The organism is Streptomyces changchenzhani (genome assembly GCF_039766235.1).
Classification (GTDB): domain Bacteria; phylum Actinomycetota; class Actinomycetes; order Streptomycetales; family Streptomycetaceae; genus Streptomyces.
The window spans coordinates 227668-244187 of sequence record NZ_JBDHNH010000009.1 but is presented as its reverse complement, the minus strand read 5'-3'; the positions used below and the strand labels follow the sequence as shown (position 1 = coordinate 244187).

Annotated in this window: 14 protein-coding genes; 12 read left to right on the top strand and 2 right to left on the bottom strand. The window is 68.9% G+C overall.

Translation table 11 applies throughout. From position 1 onward, the window contains the following. Position 1: 1 nt before the first annotated feature. The 3 genes from ureG (at position 2) to ABCR94_RS27395 (ending at position 3275) form a co-directional block, all read left to right on the top strand. Positions 2–679: an urease accessory protein UreG gene (ureG, locus tag ABCR94_RS27405; RefSeq protein WP_347122716.1), complete on the top strand. Its 678-nt coding sequence runs from the start codon at positions 2–4 to the stop codon at positions 677–679. 5 nt (positions 680–684) lie between these two features. Beyond that, the gene (locus ABCR94_RS27400; protein WP_521978011.1) at positions 685–1527 is read left to right on the top strand and encodes an urease accessory protein UreD; all 843 of its coding nucleotides are present in this window, start codon (positions 685–687) and stop codon (positions 1525–1527) included. A 224-nt stretch (positions 1528–1751) separates the two neighbouring features. Further along, positions 1752–3275: an alpha/beta hydrolase gene (locus ABCR94_RS27395; protein ID WP_347122713.1), complete on the top strand. Its 1524-nt coding sequence runs from the start codon at positions 1752–1754 to the stop codon at positions 3273–3275. A 107-nt stretch (positions 3276–3382) separates the two neighbouring features. On the opposite strand, the gene ABCR94_RS27390 is transcribed toward ABCR94_RS27395, so the two are convergent. Together ABCR94_RS27390 and ABCR94_RS27385 are read right to left on the bottom strand one after the other, a co-directional pair. Further along, positions 3383–4414, bottom strand: a complete 1032-nt coding sequence (locus ABCR94_RS27390) for an NAD-dependent epimerase/dehydratase family protein (RefSeq protein ID WP_347122712.1) — start codon at positions 4412–4414, stop codon at positions 3383–3385. A 64-nt stretch (positions 4415–4478) separates the two neighbouring features. After that, positions 4479–5204, bottom strand: coding sequence for a lysophospholipid acyltransferase family protein (locus ABCR94_RS27385; RefSeq protein WP_347122710.1), 726 nt, complete (start codon positions 5202–5204; stop codon positions 4479–4481). A 510-nt stretch (positions 5205–5714) separates the two neighbouring features. On the opposite strand from ABCR94_RS27385, the gene ABCR94_RS27380 reads away from it, so the two are divergent. The 9 genes from ABCR94_RS27380 (at position 5715) to ABCR94_RS27340 (ending at position 16503) form a co-directional block, all read left to right on the top strand. After that, positions 5715–6902, top strand: a complete 1188-nt coding sequence (locus ABCR94_RS27380) for an ATP-binding protein (protein WP_347122708.1) — start codon at positions 5715–5717, stop codon at positions 6900–6902. Then, a complete protein-coding gene (locus tag ABCR94_RS27375) occupies positions 6899–7309 on the top strand; it encodes a roadblock/LC7 domain-containing protein (RefSeq protein ID WP_347122707.1) in 411 nt (136 codons plus the stop codon). Before ABCR94_RS27380 ends, ABCR94_RS27375 begins: the two co-directional genes overlap by 4 nt. Continuing rightward, complete coding sequence (locus ABCR94_RS27370) at positions 7306–7686, top strand: DUF742 domain-containing protein (RefSeq protein WP_347122705.1); 381 nt, start codon at positions 7306–7308, stop codon at positions 7684–7686. The genes ABCR94_RS27375 and ABCR94_RS27370 overlap by 4 nt, the downstream gene beginning before the upstream one ends. Further along, entirely contained in the window at positions 7661–8251 is a 591-nt protein-coding gene (locus ABCR94_RS27365; protein WP_347122703.1) for a GTP-binding protein, read from the top strand. Before ABCR94_RS27370 ends, ABCR94_RS27365 begins: the two co-directional genes overlap by 26 nt. 9 nt (positions 8252–8260) lie before the next feature. Next, complete coding sequence (locus ABCR94_RS27360) at positions 8261–9637, top strand: cytochrome P450 (protein ID WP_347122702.1); 1377 nt, start codon at positions 8261–8263, stop codon at positions 9635–9637. Between the two features lie 462 nt (positions 9638–10099). Next, on the top strand, positions 10100–10309 hold the full coding sequence (locus tag ABCR94_RS27355) for a type A2 lantipeptide (RefSeq protein WP_347122701.1): 210 nt from the start codon (positions 10100–10102) through the stop codon (positions 10307–10309). Between the two features lie 197 nt (positions 10310–10506). Further along, positions 10507–11313 carry an HlyD family efflux transporter periplasmic adaptor subunit gene (locus ABCR94_RS27350; protein ID WP_347122700.1) on the top strand — a complete coding sequence of 269 codons (807 nt, stop codon included), beginning with the start codon at positions 10507–10509 and terminating at the stop codon, positions 11311–11313. Continuing rightward, the gene (locus ABCR94_RS27345) at positions 11310–13595 is read left to right on the top strand and encodes an NHLP family bacteriocin export ABC transporter peptidase/permease/ATPase subunit (protein ID WP_347122699.1); all 2286 of its coding nucleotides are present in this window, start codon (positions 11310–11312) and stop codon (positions 13593–13595) included. The genes ABCR94_RS27350 and ABCR94_RS27345 overlap by 4 nt, the downstream gene beginning before the upstream one ends. A gap of 1 nt (position 13596) precedes the next feature. Next, positions 13597–16503 (top strand): NHLP bacteriocin export ABC transporter permease/ATPase subunit, encoded by a 2907-nt coding sequence (locus tag ABCR94_RS27340; RefSeq protein WP_347122698.1) that lies wholly within the window; start codon positions 13597–13599, stop codon positions 16501–16503. Positions 16504–16520: the final 17 nt, after the last annotated feature.

Here is a 16520-nt window from a genome sequence, read left to right as displayed (position 1 = left end):
CATGCACCTCGACCACTCGCACACCGGCCCCGCCGCGGTCAGCGCCGACGCCGTACGCCCCGACGGCCGGCGGCGCGCGCTGCGCATCGGGCTCGGCGGCCCGGTCGGCTCCGGGAAGACCGCGACCGTCGCCGCGCTCTGCCGGGCCCTGCGCACGGAGCTGTCCATCGCCGTCGTCACCAACGACATCTACACGCGCGAGGACGCCGAATTCCTGCTGCGCAACGCGGTGCTGCCGCCCGAGCGCATCCAGGCCGTCGAGACGGGGGCCTGTCCGCACACCGCCATCCGGGACGACATCTCGGCCAACCTCGAAGCGGTCGAGGATCTGGAGGACTCGGTGGGGCCGCTCGATCTGATCCTGGTGGAGTCCGGCGGCGACAATCTCACCGCGACCTTCTCCAAGGGGCTGGTCGACGCGCAGGTCTTCGTCATCGATGTGGCGGGCGGTGACGACATCCCGCGCAAGGGCGGGCCCGGCGTCACCACCGCCGACCTGCTGGTCGTCAACAAGACCGACCTCGCGCCCTACGTCGGCTCCGACCTCGGCCGGATGGCCCGCGACGCCAAGGAGCAGCGCGGCGAACTCCCCGTGGTCTTCACCTCGTTGACCTCGGGTGACGGCGTACGGCCGATCACCGACTGGGTCCGCGAGCAGCTTGCCGCCTGGTCCGCGTGACGCTCATGAACGCCGCACCGACGGTCGCGGCCACCCGAGCCGAGGCAACGCCCGCCGTCGAGTCGTCCCGCGTCGGCTCGTCGCCCGCCGCGGCGGGTGTCGCGGCGACAGCCCGTATCACCGCCACCCCCGACGGCCGGGGCGGTACGAGTCTGCCGGTGCTGGAGAGCGACGGGCCGCTCGCCCTGCGCCGTACCCGCACCACCGGACCGTACGCCCGGGTCACCGTCGTCGGTGCGATGAGCGCGCCACTGGGCGGCGACCGGCTGGCCGTCGAGGCGGAGGTGAGAGCCGGCGCCGCGCTGTGCGTGGACTCGGCCGCGGCGACGGTCGCCCTTCCCGGGCGGACCGCGGCCCACGCCTGTTACGACGTACGGCTGACGGTGGGCGACGACGCCCGGCTGGACTGGCTGCCGGAGCAGCTGATCTCCGCGTACGGCAGCGATCTGCGGATGACCACCCGGGTCGAACTCGCCGCCTCCGCGCGCCTGGTGCTGCGCGAGGAGCAGATCCTCGGCCGCCACGGCGAGGACCCCGGCACGCTCACCACCCGGCTGACCGTGCGCCGGGCGGGCCGGCCGCTCCTGGATCAGGAGCTCTCCTACGGTCCTGGGGCGCCCGGCGGCTGGGACGGGGGAGCGGTGCTCGGCGGCGCGCGCGCGACCGGCCAGCTGCTCGTGGTGGACCCGAGGTTCGCGTCCGAACGCCCCGAGGCGCGGCTGCTCGGGGACAGTGCGGTGCTCACTCCGCTCGCTGGACCCGCGGTGCTGGTCACGGCGGTGGCGTCCGACGCGCTGCTGCTGCGCCGGGTCCTGGACGAAGCGGCCCAAATGGTCGTTCCTCGGTAGCTTCCGCCTGCACCGCTCACCGGGACACGGCTCACCGGTTATGGGATTGGCAAAGAAACACCGGTCCGGCCTGTTGCCCGGGGCACTTGAGACGACAGGATTCAGCCGTACACCGACTGACTGACCACTTGCGTCACACATGACACAACTGAAACAGGGGGAGGCACCACTTGAGGCGTACGGCAGTGCTCGGCTCGGCCGGCACTCTGATTGCGGGAACACTGATGGCCGGCGCGATAATCGCGCCGTCGGCCAGCGCCGACGGCCAGCGCCACAGCACGTCGGAGGCACGGGGGACGCAGATCGCCGCGGACCGCGCGGCGAAGGCGGGCATCGACTGGACCGACTGTCCGGCCGACTGGGGATTCGCGAAGCCCATCCAGTGCGGCTACGTCAGCGTCCCGGTCGACTACGCGAAACCGAACGGCCGCAAGATCAAGATCGCGGTCGACCGTATCGGCAACACCGGCTCCAAGAAGGACCGCCAGGGCGCCCTGCTCTACAACCCCGGCGGCCCCGGCGGCTCGGGCCTGCGGTTCCCGACCCGGGTCACCACCAAGAACCCGATCTACACGAAGGCCGCCAAGGCGTACGACTTCGTGGGCTTCGACCCGCGCGGCGTCGGCCACTCCTCGCCGATCTCCTGCATCGACCCGCAGGAGTTCGTCAAGGCGCCGAAGCTCGACCCGGTGCCCGACAGCGAGGCCGACAAGCGCGCCCAGCGCAAGCTCGCCGCCGAGTACGCGGACGGCTGCCAGGAGCGCAGCGGCTGGCTGCTGCCGCACATGACCACGCCGAACACCGCACGCGACCTGGACGTCGTCCGCGCCGCGCTCGGTGAGAAGAAGCTGAACTTCCTCGGCGTCTCTTACGGCACCTACCTCGGCGCGGTCTACGGGACCCTGTTCCCGAACCACGTCCGCCGCATGATCGTCGACAGCGTGGTCAACCCGTCGAAGGAGAAGATCTGGTACCAGGCCAACCTGGACCAGGACGTCGCCTTCCAGATGCGCTGGAACGACTGGAAGAAGTGGGTCGCCGCCAACGACGCCACCTTCCACATCGGCAACACCCCCGAGAAGGTCGAGCAGCAGTGGGTCAAGCTGCGCGCCACCGCCAAGAAGGCGCCGCTCGGCGGCATCGTCGGCCCCGCCGAACTGGTCGGGTTCTTCCAGAGCGCGCCGTACTACGACTCGGCCTGGGTGCCCACTGCTCAGACGTGGAGCAAGTACGTCGCCGGTGACACCCAGGCGCTCATCGACGCCATCGCCCCCGACCTGTCGGACACCAAAGGCAACGCGTCCGCGGAGAACGGCAACGCCGTCTACACGGCCGTCGAGTGCACGGACGCCAAGTGGCCGACCAGCTGGAAGAAGTGGGACCGGGACAACACCCGGCTGCACAAGGACCACCCGTTCATGACGTGGGCCAACGCGTGGATGAACCTGCCCTGCGCCACTTGGTCCAGCAAGCAGCAGACCCCGCTGAACGTGAAGTCCGGCAAGGGACTGCCGCCGGTGCTGATCGTCCAGGCCGAGCGTGACGCCGCCACTCCGTACGAGGGCGCCGTCGAGCTGCACAAGCGGTTCAAGGGCTCGCGCCTGATCACCGAGAAGGGCGCCGGCTCGCACGGCGTCACCGGGATCGCCAACCCGTGCGTCAACGACCGGGTCGACACCTACCTGCTCACTGGGAAGACCGACCGCCGCGACGTGACGTGCGCACCGCACGCCACGCCGAAGCCGTAACGGTTCACGGCAGGCAAGTAGGCAGGCAAGTAGGCAAGTAAGTAGGCAAGAAGGGGCGGCCGGACTTCCGGCCGCCCCTTCTTCATCTCCTTCACACCGCCGTATCGCTACTTTCGCTGTGCCAGCCAGGCGTCCTCCTCGGCGTACTTGAAGAGATCACCGTCGCGCTGCGCCATCTTGGCGAAGGCCTCCGTCCACTCCCTGCCGTCCAGCTCCCGCACCAGCCATGCGACCGTCGCCGGCAGCGACTCCGCGTAGGTGGTGACGGCCCGGTAGCCCAACTCGCGTTCGGCGGCGGTCATGTCGAACACGAGGGGATGCTCGATACCCCATGGGCTCAGCCCGACATCCCCGACCGGCGCCGGGCCGTCCACCAGGACGGTCTCGGTCTCCAGGCCCATGACCCGGTCGATCGCCGTAGCGATCTCGGCGACGGTCGGAGCCGTGGGGTCCCCCGAGTTGAGCGCCCGCGAGCCGGGCCTGCGCGCGGCCAGCCGGATCATCTCGGCGACGTTGGAGACATGCACCGGGTGGAACCGGCTCTTCCCGCCGAACGCCAGCACCCGCACCTTGCGACCGTCCAACCCGCGCTTCACGAAGAACAGTTCGCGCGGAGTCCGGCAGTACGGCCCATGCACCGCGCCCGCCCGCAGCAGCGTCGTCGGCAGCGTGCTCGCCAGCAACTCCTCTTCCAGGGCTGCCTTGCAGGTGCTGTACGTCGTGTCTCCCGGCGCCACCGTCGGTAGGCTCTCCAGGATCGGCACCGGGTAGCGGGGGAAGCCGCCCGGCTCATTCTGGGTGTCGAAGCTGCGGCCCCGGTCGTCCGCGTAGACCGCGCCGCTGGAGATGACCACCGCGGACCCGACCCGGTCCGCGAGGGCGATCAGCTGCCGGGCGTGGTCACGGCCAAAGGCGACCATGTCGACCAGCACGTCGCAGCCGTCGCCGAGCGCGGCGGCCAGCGCCCCCTCCTCGTCCCGGTCGACCCGGACGGTCCTTACATCCTGGGGCCAGGAGTCGTCCCGGCGGCCGCTGCGCGAGGCGGCCCGCACGTCCCAGCCGTCCGCGGCGAGAGCCCGCACGGCGGGCCGCCCGAGCTGTCCTGTCGCCCCGAGTACACACGCGATTCCTCTGCTCATGCCCGGGATGCTACGGGGGGCACGGCCACCGGATCGGGCCCGTTCGCTGTGCGCCGATTCGCGGTCAGCGATGCAGCCTGGGGAACTTCTTCGTCTGCTCGGCCTTCACCTCGGCCTTGACTTCGGCCTTCACTTCGGCCGCGTACCGGTCCACGTACTCCTGCCCGGACAGGTTGAGAATCGCGTACATGATTTCGTCGGTGACCGCACGCAGCGCCGCCTTCTGGTTCTCCATGCCCGCGTAGCGCGTGAAGTCCATCGGCTCACCGAAGCGGACGGTGACGCGCTTGATGCGGGGCACCGTCTGACCGGGCGGCTGGATCTCGAACGTGCCGACCATCGCGCACGGCACCACCGGCACCTGCGCCTTGATCGCCATGGCGGCCACCCCGACCTTGCCTTTGTAGAGGCGGCCGTCGTGCGAGCGCGTGCCCTCCGGGTAGATCCCGAGCAACTCGCCCTTGTGCAGGACACCGAGCCCCTCACGAATGGCGTTCTTCCCTGCCTCCTTGCCCGATCTGTCGACCGGGATCTGCCCGGCGCTGCGGAAGAACGCGGCGGTCAGACGGCCCTTGAGACCGGGGCCGGTGAAGTACTCGGCCTTGGCGAGGAAGGTGATGCGCCGCTTGATGATCGCGGGCATCAGGAAGTGGTCGGAGAACGACAGGTGGTTGCCGGCGACGATCGCGGCGCCGTCCTCGGGGATGTGATCGAGTCCTTCGATGCTGGGCCGGAAGAGCAGCCTCAGCAACGGGCCGAGAAGCACGTACTTGAGCAGGTTGTAGAACATCGGGCTGCTCCTCGTTGTGCCAGGTCAATGGGCATCTCGGGGGAGTCAGTGTAGGCGCAGGGGCCGCCGCGCGTAACTGGGCCCGGCCGGATACCGCTGCACCCCGCGCGGCCTCCTTCGACTCCGGGCCTGACAGGCCACCACGAGAGGTGGCCACATTACTGACATGGCATCAAATGCCGTCAAGTCCCCATACAGCAACCTCTGCTGAATTTCCGTCAGATACCCAGAAGAGAGAGGAAACTACTTGATCACCACCCCATCGAGTGATGGTAAGGTCATCAACGCTTGCCAGGCGGCGGGGGAGCCGCTATGGCGCGAAAACGTACCGCGTCAGCCCAGGATTCGGCCACCCCCGGGGAGAGCTATGCCATCAGCCGGGCCTTTTGAGGCAGTCGGGCAGGAGAGGACGCGCGGCGCCCGATCCGGTGGCCCCGAGAGCATGAGCGCACCCGGACGCATTCCCCGGATATTCTGCGGACGGCGGCCCAGCCACTCAAAGAGAGCCTTATGAATCAATACTTCCAGGACCCAGCGCTGTGGGCATTGATTGCTGGAACTCCTGTTGCCGCGACCGCGTTGGTCCGTGGCAGGAAAACCACCAACGGACTGCGCAAGGAAAAGCTGGAACTCGCCTCACATTACGCCACTCTTGAAGAGCATTACGCGGAGTCGGTGCAAGAGGCGAAGGAGCGCGCCGAGGACGACACCAAGACCGCGCTGAAGTCGGCGATGCGTACGCTTCAGGGACTCGCCAGCGAACAGCAGCTCGCCATCAGCAAGTTGCAGGGCAAGTACGGCGACCAGCAGATTCTCCAGGACCTGCTGGACATCGACCATATGAACTCGCAATTCGCGCGGCGCGCCCAGTCCATCGCCGTGCTGTGCGACGGCTGGCTCGGCCGACAGCGGACGGCCGCGTCGCTGTACGATGTCGTGCGCAGCGCGAAGGGCCGCATCCGGCACTTCGCCCGGGTCGAGATCCGCACGCAGAGCAATTTCGCCATCGTCAGCAAGGCCGTGGAACCGGTCGCGCTCACCCTCGCGGAACTGCTCGACAATGCCACGAGTTACTCGTCGCCAGAAACAATGATCGAGATCAACATCCGCCCGGTGCCGAAGGGCGTCTGCATCATTGTCGACGACGCCGGTGTGGGAATGAACGAGGAGGAGAAGAGCCGGGCGGCGAAGCTCCTTTCGAGTGAGCGCTCGCCAGGAGTCTCGGGGCTCGGGAATCCGCCGCAGTTCGGATTCACCGTGATCGGTGTACTGGCCGCACGGTACGGATTCAGTGTCTCCGTCGACTCGACCTCTCCCTATGGAGGGGTACGCGCCGTGGTGCTGCTGCCCGACGAACTCCTCACCGCCATGCCGGAACCCGAGCACAGGCCCGAGGCGCCCGTACGCAAGCGCGAGGTGCGCGAGGTCAAGGAAAATCCCCCGATGGGCGAATTTTCCGCGCCCGCGGTCGAATCCGAAGAGATTCCGGTGGCTGCGGCGACCACCTTCGGAGGCTTGCCCAAACGTCGGCGCAGGGGCGCGATTTCGATCGTGCCCACGGCCGACACGGCCGACACGGACGCCGCACCGGCACGATCGACAGAACAGATCGCCTCTGTCATGGGGGCATTTCAACGGGGGACGCACTCAGGACGACGTTCAACCAGCGCAAGTAGCGAAGGGCATGAGGCTCAGTGAATTACGACCTGTCGTGGATGCTTGACAGTGCTCTGGAAGTGCCCGAGGCACGCCACGCGATTCTCGTTTCCGCGGACGGCCTGCTCATGGCCCGCTCGAAGGAAGTCGGCAGGGACCACGCCGACACCCTGGCCGCGGCGATGAGCGGCATGCAGTCTCTCTCCCGCACGGTGGCCGACTTCTGTGGCAGACCACCGAGCGACCGCCCGACCTGGCGCCAGACCCTCGTCGAATTCGAGCACGGCTGGGTCTTTCTCATATCCGCGGGCGAAGGTGCCTATCTCGCCGTATCCGCCTCCCCCGAGGTCGACATGGCCGAGATCACCTTCCGTATGCAGCAGCTCGTCGGTCAACTCGGCAAGGCCCTGACCAGCCCCCCTCGCGAGATTGCTGATACCAAGGCATGACGACACCGGACGATCCCGAGCAGGGACCGGAAGCACCCCAATTAGTGCGGCCGTATGTGATCACCAATGGCCGCAGTCTGCTGGACTACGATGAGCTGTCGCTGATCACTTTGATCACTGTGGCCGACGAGGCCCCCAGAACGGATCTCCTCGATCCGGAGAAGCGCCGTCTGGTCGAGCTCTGCTCGGGCGGCTACCTCGCGGTCGCGGAGATCGCCGGACACACACAGTTGCCCGTCGGCATCGTCAGGCTCCTGCTGTCCGACCTCAAGGGCGCGGGATACCTCTTCACGCGCACACCCATCCCACGCGCCGAGCCCGTCGAGCGGCGGATTCTTGAGGAGGTGCTCAATGGCCTCCAAGCCCGCTTTGGATGACCGCACTTACCTGAGTGATTCGGTGCAGACCGCGGCGAAGATCCTCGTGGTCGGGCACTTCGCGGTCGGCAAGACCACTCTGATCGGGACGCTCTCCGAGATCCCGCCGCTGCGCACCGAAGAGGTCATGACGCGGGCCGGCGAGAAGGTCGACGATCTCAAGGGCACCCCCGGCAAGACCACCACCACGGTGGCCATGGACTTCGGACGGCTGACGCTCAGCGAGCACCTCGTCCTCTATCTCTTCGGGACACCCGGACAGCAGCGCTTCGTCCAGGTCTGGGAAGACATGTCCCGAGGCGCCCTCGGGGCGCTGGTCCTCGTCGACCCCGAGCGGCTCGAAGAGTCCTTCCCCGTGATGGATCTGGTCGAGCAGTACGGGATTCCGTACACCATCGCCGTCAACCGGTTCGGCGACACCCCGAGCCACGTGGACGACGAGATACGGGAGGCTCTCGATCTCCTTCCCGAGACGCCACTCGTCAATTGCGACGCGCGCGACGAACGTTCATCGGCGAACGCGCTCATCGCTCTCGTCCGTTACCTCCAGTCGCGCCTTTCCTAGGAGTTCGGCATGCAATACCCCCCGGAGGCCCAGGCCCCGCCGCCCGGCTGCCCGGCCCACAACAGTGGTGCGAGTGTCCCCCTGCACGGGCCCGAATTCGCCGCCGACCCGCAGGGCTTCTACCAGCACCTGCGCGGGTACGGACCGGCCGGTCCCGTCGAGCTCGCCCCCGGAGTGGAGGCCATGCTGGTCACCGACTACACGGCGGCGTTGCATGTGCTGCAGAACCCCGACGTCTTCGCCCGGCACTCGCGCCATTGGCGCGCCCTGAGCGAGGGGCGGGTGCAGCTGGACAGCCCCGTTCTCCCCATGATGGCGTACCGCCCGAACTGTCTGTTCACCGACGGCGCCCAGCACTTGAGGCTGCGTCAGGCGGTGACCGACTCGCTGGCCCGGATCGACACACACCGGATGAGCCGGCATGTCGACCGCGTCGCCGCCTACCTCATCGACCAGTTCGACGGCCATGGTGAGGCCGACCTGATCGCGGACTACGCGCAGCTGCTGCCGCTGCTGGTCTTCAACGATCTCTTCGGGTGTCCCGCCGAGATCGGCGACCGGCTGCTCCACGGTTTCTCCGGCATCTTCGACGGCGTGGACGTGGAGCGGGCCAACGAGATGCTCACCACGTCCCTCTTCGAGCTGGTGACGCTCAAGCGGACACAGCCCGGCGAGGACATCACCTCGTGGCTGATGCAGCACGAGGCGGGGCTCAGCGACGAGGAGATGATCCATCAGCTCGTGATGCTCATCGGGGCGGGCACCGAACCCACCCAGAACCTCATCGCCAACGCGCTGCGGCTGCTGCTCTCCGACGACAAGTACTCCGGTGGCCAGCACACGGCCGGTCTGCTGGTCGAGGACGCGATCAACGACGTGCTGTGGAACAGCCCGCCGATCGCCAACTACGCCTCGCACTACCCGGTGTACGACGTCGACCTCGGTGGAGTCGAGGTGGCCGCGGGTACTCCCGTGGTCATCAGCTTCGCCGCGGCCAATTCCGACCCCGCACTGTCCTCGAATTCCGCGAGCGGCCAGATGCTCAGCAAGCGGGCCCACCTCGCCTGGGGCGCGGGAACGCACGCCTGCCCGGCGAAGGACCCGGCCCTGCTGATCGCCGTACTGGCGATCGAGAAGCTTCTCAACAGCCTGCCGGACATCGACCTGGCCGTCCCCGTGGACACGCTCGCGTGGCGGCCGGGGCCCTTCCACCGCGCGCTGAAGTCTCTTCCCGCCCGCTTCACCCCGGAACGCAAGGAGCGAAAGGCGCCCGCGCCCTACGGGGCCGGCGGCCCCAGGCCCGGAAACAACAATGCGCAGGCCACGCAGGGCGCTCCGCAGCGGGGCAAGTGGTGGAGCGGATTCCTGACCTGGTGGAAAGTGTGAGCTCCGCGACCTGAAGTTCCACTCTTTGGCGCCCGTTCGGTCCTGCGTTGAGCAGGTACCCGAGCGGGCGCTTCTGTGAGCGGCTGCCTCCTGTGATCGGCCGCCTTCAGCGAATCTGCACACTGAATACGCAGGCAGCGCACTCCCTGGTACGGACCTGGCGCGCGTCCTCCCCGACCCCGCCGGGCCCGAAGATCTTTGGTGCGGGAATGTCCAGTTCGGCGTCGATAACGCACCGGACGTGCGGAAGCCACACCTCCGGTTGTGTGAAGGAGCTGGCACCAATTCATGGACGCATGTGCACGTCAGGTAATTCGATGAAGGCATTCGAAGCATCCGGGCAGTTGTCCGATTGGCCGCGCAACATGCCTACGTGCTTTGATCGTTCACATCGCAACCGGTGCTCTTGACGGGGCCGGTCGCGATTATTTCGAGATATCCATGTGTGAAGGGAAGCTCATCATGAACTCCACTCCCCAGGTTGCGACCCAGGAAATCTCCGACGCCGACCTGGACAACGTGTCCGGCGGCCTGCTCGGCGGTGTGGTCGGCACTGCCACCAACACCGTCGACACCACCGTCGGCACGGTCACCGGCCTCGCCGACTCGGCCACCGGCCTCAACACCACTGGTGTCACGGGCCTGGCCACAGGCCTGGCCGCCGGTATCTGAGCCGCTCATGTGCCGCTGAGCGGCACATGAACGAACGGTGACACCGGCCGGTCGGCGCCCCCCTCTTGCCGACCGGCCGCGTGTGCCCCGGATCCTCCCCCCGGTTCCGGGGCACACGGCCGTCCCATTGCCCTTGATATCCCTGCCCCCTGACACTTTCGCCTCCGGCAGACCATTGCGGTTGAGGGAAGAATGCCGTGCAATTCCGTCAACAGGCCCTTTCCAAGCTGCAATCGCCCGAAGAAATTGATTTGCCGGTGCGTTTTGCCCGGCCCCAGGGCCTCCTTGTCCTGACAGTCACCGTATTCGTCATGATTGCCGCCGCTGTATGGGCGGTGACCGGTGTGGTGTCCTCCACAATCGCGGCGCCTGGAATTCTCACCCACGCCCAGGGCAGTTATGTCCTGCAGAGCCCCGTCGCGGGACAGGTCACCGGCGTACTCGCCAAGGAAGGCGACCGGGTCGCCGCCAACGCCCCTCTGGTGAAGGTCCGTACCGCACAGGGCACCACCCTTGTCCGGACGATCGCCGCGGGCCGGCTGACCGCCCTGGTCGCCACGATCGGCTCCGTGGTCACCACCGGAGCGGATGTGGCGGCCGTCGAGCAGGTGAAGAGTGCCTCCGACCCGCTGATGGCGATGGTGTACGTACCCGCGGCCGATGGAGCGACGGTGCCCGTGGGCGCGCCCGTGGACCTCACCGTCCAGTCCGTGCCGACCCAGCAGTACGGCGTCCTGCGCGGTCGGGTGAAGGCGGTCGGCCGGACCGCGCAGACCCGGCAGCGGATCACCGCGTTCCTCGGCAGCAGCCAGCTCGGCGAACAGTTCTCCAAGCAGGGGCAGCCCGTGGCGGTCCTGGTGCGACTCGACCGGTCCTCGCACACCCCCTCCGGCTACGCCTGGTCCTCCTCGGACGGGCCGCCGTTCGCGGTCGACTCCCTGACCCTGGCCACCGGCTCCATCCAGCTGGCCGAGCAGCATCCGATCGATTGGCTGCTTCCATGACCGCACAGCAGCAGCTGCCGTCGGCGGGCCGCGGCCGGCATCGCCCCGGCAACTCCCCGGCCCCGGCTCCGGCCCCGCGCCGCGGCACGCGCCGCGCCCCGGCGGGCAAGGCGCCCGGGGTCAAGAAGCGCAGGGCCGTCCGCACCCCGACCGTCCTCCAGATGGAGGCCCTGGAGTGCGGCGCCGCCTCGCTGGCCATGGTGCTCGCCCACTACGGGCGCCATGTGCCGCTGGAGGAGCTGCGGATCGCGTGCGGCGTCTCCCGCGACGGCTCGCGGGCCAGCAACCTGCTGAAGGCGGCGCGGAGTTACGGGCTGCAGGCCAAGGGCATGCAGATGGAGGCGGCGGCACTCGCCGAGGTGCGGGCGCCGGCCATCCTGTTCTGGGAGTTCAACCACTACGTCGTCTACGACGGCACCGGACGCCGGCTCGGCCGCCGCGGCGTGCACATCAACGACCCCGACAAGGGCCGCCGCTTCGTCACGACCGAGGACTTCGACACCAGCTTCACCGGAGTCGCCCTGGTCTTCGAGCCCACCGACTCCTTTCGCCGGGGCGGCCGCAAACCGGGGATCATGGGCGCCGTGCCCGCCCGGCTGCGGGGTACGACGGGCACCCTGCTGGCGGCCCTGCTCGCCAGCCTCCTGCTGGTCGCGGTCGGCGCGACCGGGCCCGCGCTGAGCCGTACGTACATCGACATGTTCCTGATCGGCAATCAGACCTCCCTGCTCGGCCCGCTCTTCGCCTCCATGGCCGTGCTGGTGGTGCTCACCGCCGCACTGACCGCACTGCAGCAGGCGAACCTGCTGCGCGGGCGCATCATCTCCTCCACCCTCAGCAGTGCCCGTTTCCTGCGGCACCTGCTGCGGCTGCCGGTCACCTTCTACGCCCAGCGCAGCCCCGCCGACCTGGTGCAGCGCCTGCAGTCCAACGACGCGGTGGCCGAAACCCTGGCACGGGACCTCGCCGCCGCGGGCGTCGACGGCATCGTGGTGATCCTCTACGCCCTGCTGCTGTGGACGTACGACCCTCAGCTCACCGTCATCGGAGTGCTGATCGCCCTGCTCAACGTGGTGGCGATGCGGATCGTGATCCGGCTGCGCGCCACCCACACGCAGAAGCTGCGGGCGGACAGTGCCCGGCTGACCAACACCTCGTACACCGGTCTCCAGCTGATCGAGACCATGAAGGCCACCGGCGGCGAGAACGGGTACTTCCGCCGCTGGGCCGGCCAGCATGCGACCACCCTGGAGGACCAGCAGCGACTCGGTGTGCCGAGCGCCGCACTGGCCGTCGTCGCGCCCACCCTCGCGACGCTCAACAGTGCGCTGATCCTGTGGATCGGCGGCCTGCGGGCCGTGGAGGGCGCCATCTCCATCGGGCTGCTCGTCGCCTTCCAGGCACTGGTGGTGCGCTTCACCGCGCCCATCACCCGGCTCATCGGTGTCGCGGGCCGGATCCAGGACTTCGCCGCGGACATGGCCCGGCTCAAGGATGTGGAGAGCTTCCCCGTCGACACGCTGTACTCGCGCCGGGAGCCGGCCGCGAGCACCCGCAGGCTCAAGGGCCAAGTGACGCTGGAGAACGTCACGTTTGGTTACAGCCCGCTCGACAAGCCGCTGCTCACCGGCTTCTCGCTGGAGGTCGGCCCCGGCCGGCAGGTCGCGCTCGTCGGGGGCTCAGGCAGTGGCAAGTCCACGGTCTCCCGGCTGATCTCCGGCCTCTACAGCCCATGGGAGGGGACGATCCGGATCGACGGACAGCGCCTGGAGGACATCTCGCGCAGCGCACTGGCCGCGTCGGTGTCCTTCGTGGACCAGGACGTCTTCCTCTTCGAAGGCACGGTCCGGGACAACGTGGCGCTGTGGGACCCGTCCATCACGGACGAGGCCGTCGTCACCGCCCTGCGGGACGCCGCGATCTACGACGACGTGATCGTGCGGCGGCCCGGCGGGATCCACGGCCGGGTCGAGCAGGACGGCCGCAACTTTTCCGGCGGGCAGCGGCAGCGTCTGGAGATCGCCCGTGCGCTGGTCCGGCGGCCGAGCGTGCTGGTACTCGACGAGGTGACGAGCGCACTGGACGCCCAGACCGAGCAGATCATCATCGAGAATCTTCGACGGCGCGGCTGCGCGTGCGTCGTGATCGCCCACCGGCTGAGCACCGTGCGCGACAGCGACGAGATCGTGGTCCTCGACCATGGCACGGTCGTCGAACGCGGTCGGCACGAGGACCTGGTCATCGCCGGGGGCCCGTACGCCGAGCTGGTCAAGGAGCACTGACATGACCACGGCCCCGACCACCGCCGGCGACCACGACGCGGTGACGCACGCGCTCGGCGGCCTGGGCACGCCCGTCGACTGCACCGGCCTGCGCAGCCTGCCGCTTGAGGGGCCGCACGTGCTGTGGCTCGTGGTGGGCGGCGCCCTTGACCTGTTCGCGGTCGACGCCGCGCAGCAGGGCCACTGGCACTTCCTCGGCCGCATCGAGACGGGAACACTGCTCCTCGGACCGGTCGAAGGCCCGCTCCACACCCTGCTCGGCAGACCTTCCCAGGGCTGTCTGCTGCGCCGGATACCGCTGCGGGAACTGCACCGGCCGGAGTACGGCGAGCAGGGGGCGTACGACGCCCATCCCAACCCCAGCGACCCGCATCCGCACCACGCGCCCCCGCCGTACCACGCGCCCCCGTACGAGACCGGCGCAGCCGCCCCGACACCGCTGGAGCACGCCTTCGCGCTCGGAGTCGGCCGCAGCCTGGGTGTCCTGTTCGAGGCCCCGCTGGACGGCCGTCCCTCCATCGACGAGGCCGTGGCCGACGACGACATCCTGTGGATGCCGGTCGCCCCGGGAAGCGTGCAGTACGGCGCCGAGTACAGCGCCGAGGCGGCCGACGCGCTGCTGATCGAGGGCGCCATGTGGCAGCAGATGATCAACCAGCAGTACCGGCTGCTGTCCGCGGTGGACCGCAGGATCGAACGGCTGGAGCGCGCGCACGAGGACCGGGCTGCGGCCGGTATCAAGGCGGGGGAGGCCGTCCGCGCCCGCGCCGACCAGGCGCTGCTGGCCTCCATGGGACGGCCGGAGCGGTCCGGACGGGCAGGCGGTGCGGTCGGCCGGGCGGGCAACGACGACGCCACGTTCGCCGTCTGCCGCCGGGTCGCGGAGGCGGCGGGGATCACCCTCACCGAGCCGTCCAAGGCCCGCTCGGCCGGCGACAGCGACCGCGTCACCCCGGTCGAGCGCATAGCGATCGGCTCACAGATCCGCACCCGCCCGGTCAGGCTCGACGGACGCTGGTGGCGTACCAACTCCGGGCCCCTGGTGGGGCATTGGGCCAAGTCCGGAGCTCCGGTCGCCCTGCTGTGGCGCCGCGGCCGCTACGAGGCGGTGAACCCGGCATCGGGACTGCGCAGACGCCTCGGCGCGGACAGCGCACCGGAACTCGAAGCGCGCGCCGTGATGTTCTACCGCCCGTTGCCCGAGCGCCCCATGACCACCTGGCGGCTGCTGTGCTTCGGCCTGCGCGGCGCGGGCATGGATCTGCGCACTCTGCTTCTCGGAGTGCTCGTGACGGTGGGCCTCGGCGCACTCGTGCCGATCGCGACCGGGCAGGTGCTCGGCGTCTACGTGCCCACGGCCCGCACCGGCCTCATCGTCCAGGTCTCGCTCGCCCTCATGATCGCGGCCATGGTGTCCGCCGCGTTCATGCTGCTGCAGAATCTCACCGTCCTGCGCATCGAGGGGCGCATCGAGAGCGTCCTGCAACCAGCGGTGTGGGACCGGCTGTTGCGGCTGCCGACCCGGTTCTTCACCGAGCGCTCCACCGGAGAGCTCGCGAGTGCGGCGATGGGGGTCAGCTCCATCCGGCGGCTGGCGTCCGGCATCGGACCTGTCGTCGTGCAGTCGAGCACGGTCGGTGCGATGAACATCGCCCTACTGCTCTGGTACAGCGTGCCGTTGGCGCTGGCGGCCATCGCCATGCTGCTCGCCATCGGAGCGGTGTTCCTCGGGATGGGGCTGTGGCAGCTGCGATGGCAGCGCCAGCTGGTCGAGCTGGGCAACAAACTCAACAACCAGGCGTTCCAGACGCTGCGCGGGCTGCCGAAGCTGCGGGTCGCCGGGGCGGAGAGCTTCGCCTACGCCGCCTGGGCCCGCGAGTTCGCCCGCTCCCGCGAACTGCAACAGCGGGCGGGCCGCGTCAAGAACCTCACCACGGTCCTCGACGCCGTCTATCTGCCGGTGTGCTCGCTCACCATGTTCATCCTGCTGGCGGGACCGGCCCGCGGCAGCATGTCGGCCGGGGAGTTCCTGACCTTCAACACGTCCGTGACGATGCTGCTGACCTCGGTCACCCAGCTCACCGGCGCGCTGGTGTCGGCCGCCGCGGTGCAGCCCATGTTCGAGCAGCTCAAGCCGGTCCTGGACGAGGCGACCGAGGCCGGAGACGCCGGCGCGCAACCCGGGGAGCTGTCCGGCGGGATCGAGGCCAGGGACCTCTCCTTCCGCTACACCGAGGAGGGGCCCCTGGTCATCGACGGCGTGTCGCTGACGATACGGCCGGGCGAGTTCGTGGCGGTCGTTGGCCCCAGCGGGTGCGGGAAGTCGACGCTCCTGCGGCTGCTGATCGGATTCGACCGACCGGCCTCGGGCAGTGTGCTGTACGACGGCCAGGACCTGGCGGCGCTGGACAGGGCGGCCGTACGCCGTCAGTGCGGGGTCGTCCTGCAGAACGCGCAGCCGCTCAGCGGCTCCATCCTGGACTGCATCTGCGGCACCGAGGCCTTCAGTCAGGAAGAGGCGTGGGAGGCCGCCGAAATGGCGGGACTTGCCGAGGACATCAGAGGTATGCCGATGGGGATGCACACCATGATCTCCGACGGTGGCGCCATCTCAGGCGGTCAGCGCCAGCGTCTGATGATTGCCCAGGCGCTCGTACGCCGCCCCCGCATCCTGTTCTTCGACGAGGCGACGAGCGCGCTGGACAACGAGACCCAGCGGATCGTGACCGAGAGCACCCGCAGGCTGAGCGCCAGCCGCCTGGTGATCGCCCACCGGCTGTCCACCGTCATGGACGCCGACCGGGTGATCGTGATGGCGGACGGCCGGATCGTCGAACAGGGCCCGCCGGGCGAGCTGCTCGCCGCCGACGGGCACCTCCACAAGTTGGTGCGGCGTCAGATGACCTGATCAGGCCGGGCCCCGCG

What these genes read in the sequence shown, in the direction of transcription:
- ABCR94_RS27345 (WP_347122699.1), top strand. Translation starts at nt 11,310, where the DNA reads ATGACCGCACAGCAGCAGCTGCCGTCGGCGGGCCGCGGCCGGCATCGC.
- ABCR94_RS27380 (WP_347122708.1), top strand. Translation starts at nt 5,715, where the DNA reads ATGAATCAATACTTCCAGGACCCAGCGCTGTGGGCATTGATTGCTGGA.
- ABCR94_RS27400 (WP_521978011.1), top strand. Translation starts at nt 685, where the DNA reads ATGAACGCCGCACCGACGGTCGCGGCCACCCGAGCCGAGGCAACGCCC.
- ABCR94_RS27360 (WP_347122702.1), top strand. Translation starts at nt 8,261, where the DNA reads ATGCAATACCCCCCGGAGGCCCAGGCCCCGCCGCCCGGCTGCCCGGCC.
- ABCR94_RS27395 (WP_347122713.1), top strand. Translation starts at nt 1,752, where the DNA reads ATGGCCGGCGCGATAATCGCGCCGTCGGCCAGCGCCGACGGCCAGCGC.
- ABCR94_RS27355 (WP_347122701.1), top strand. Translation starts at nt 10,100, where the DNA reads ATGAACTCCACTCCCCAGGTTGCGACCCAGGAAATCTCCGACGCCGAC.
- ABCR94_RS27370 (WP_347122705.1), top strand. Translation starts at nt 7,306, where the DNA reads ATGACGACACCGGACGATCCCGAGCAGGGACCGGAAGCACCCCAATTA.
- ABCR94_RS27340 (WP_347122698.1), top strand. Translation starts at nt 13,597, where the DNA reads ATGACCACGGCCCCGACCACCGCCGGCGACCACGACGCGGTGACGCAC.
- ABCR94_RS27385 (WP_347122710.1), bottom strand. Translation starts at nt 5,204, where the DNA reads ATGTTCTACAACCTGCTCAAGTACGTGCTTCTCGGCCCGTTGCTGAGG.
- ureG (WP_347122716.1), top strand. Translation starts at nt 2, where the DNA reads ATGCACCTCGACCACTCGCACACCGGCCCCGCCGCGGTCAGCGCCGAC.
- ABCR94_RS27390 (WP_347122712.1), bottom strand. Translation starts at nt 4,414, where the DNA reads ATGAGCAGAGGAATCGCGTGTGTACTCGGGGCGACAGGACAGCTCGGG.
- ABCR94_RS27365 (WP_347122703.1), top strand. Translation starts at nt 7,661, where the DNA reads ATGGCCTCCAAGCCCGCTTTGGATGACCGCACTTACCTGAGTGATTCG.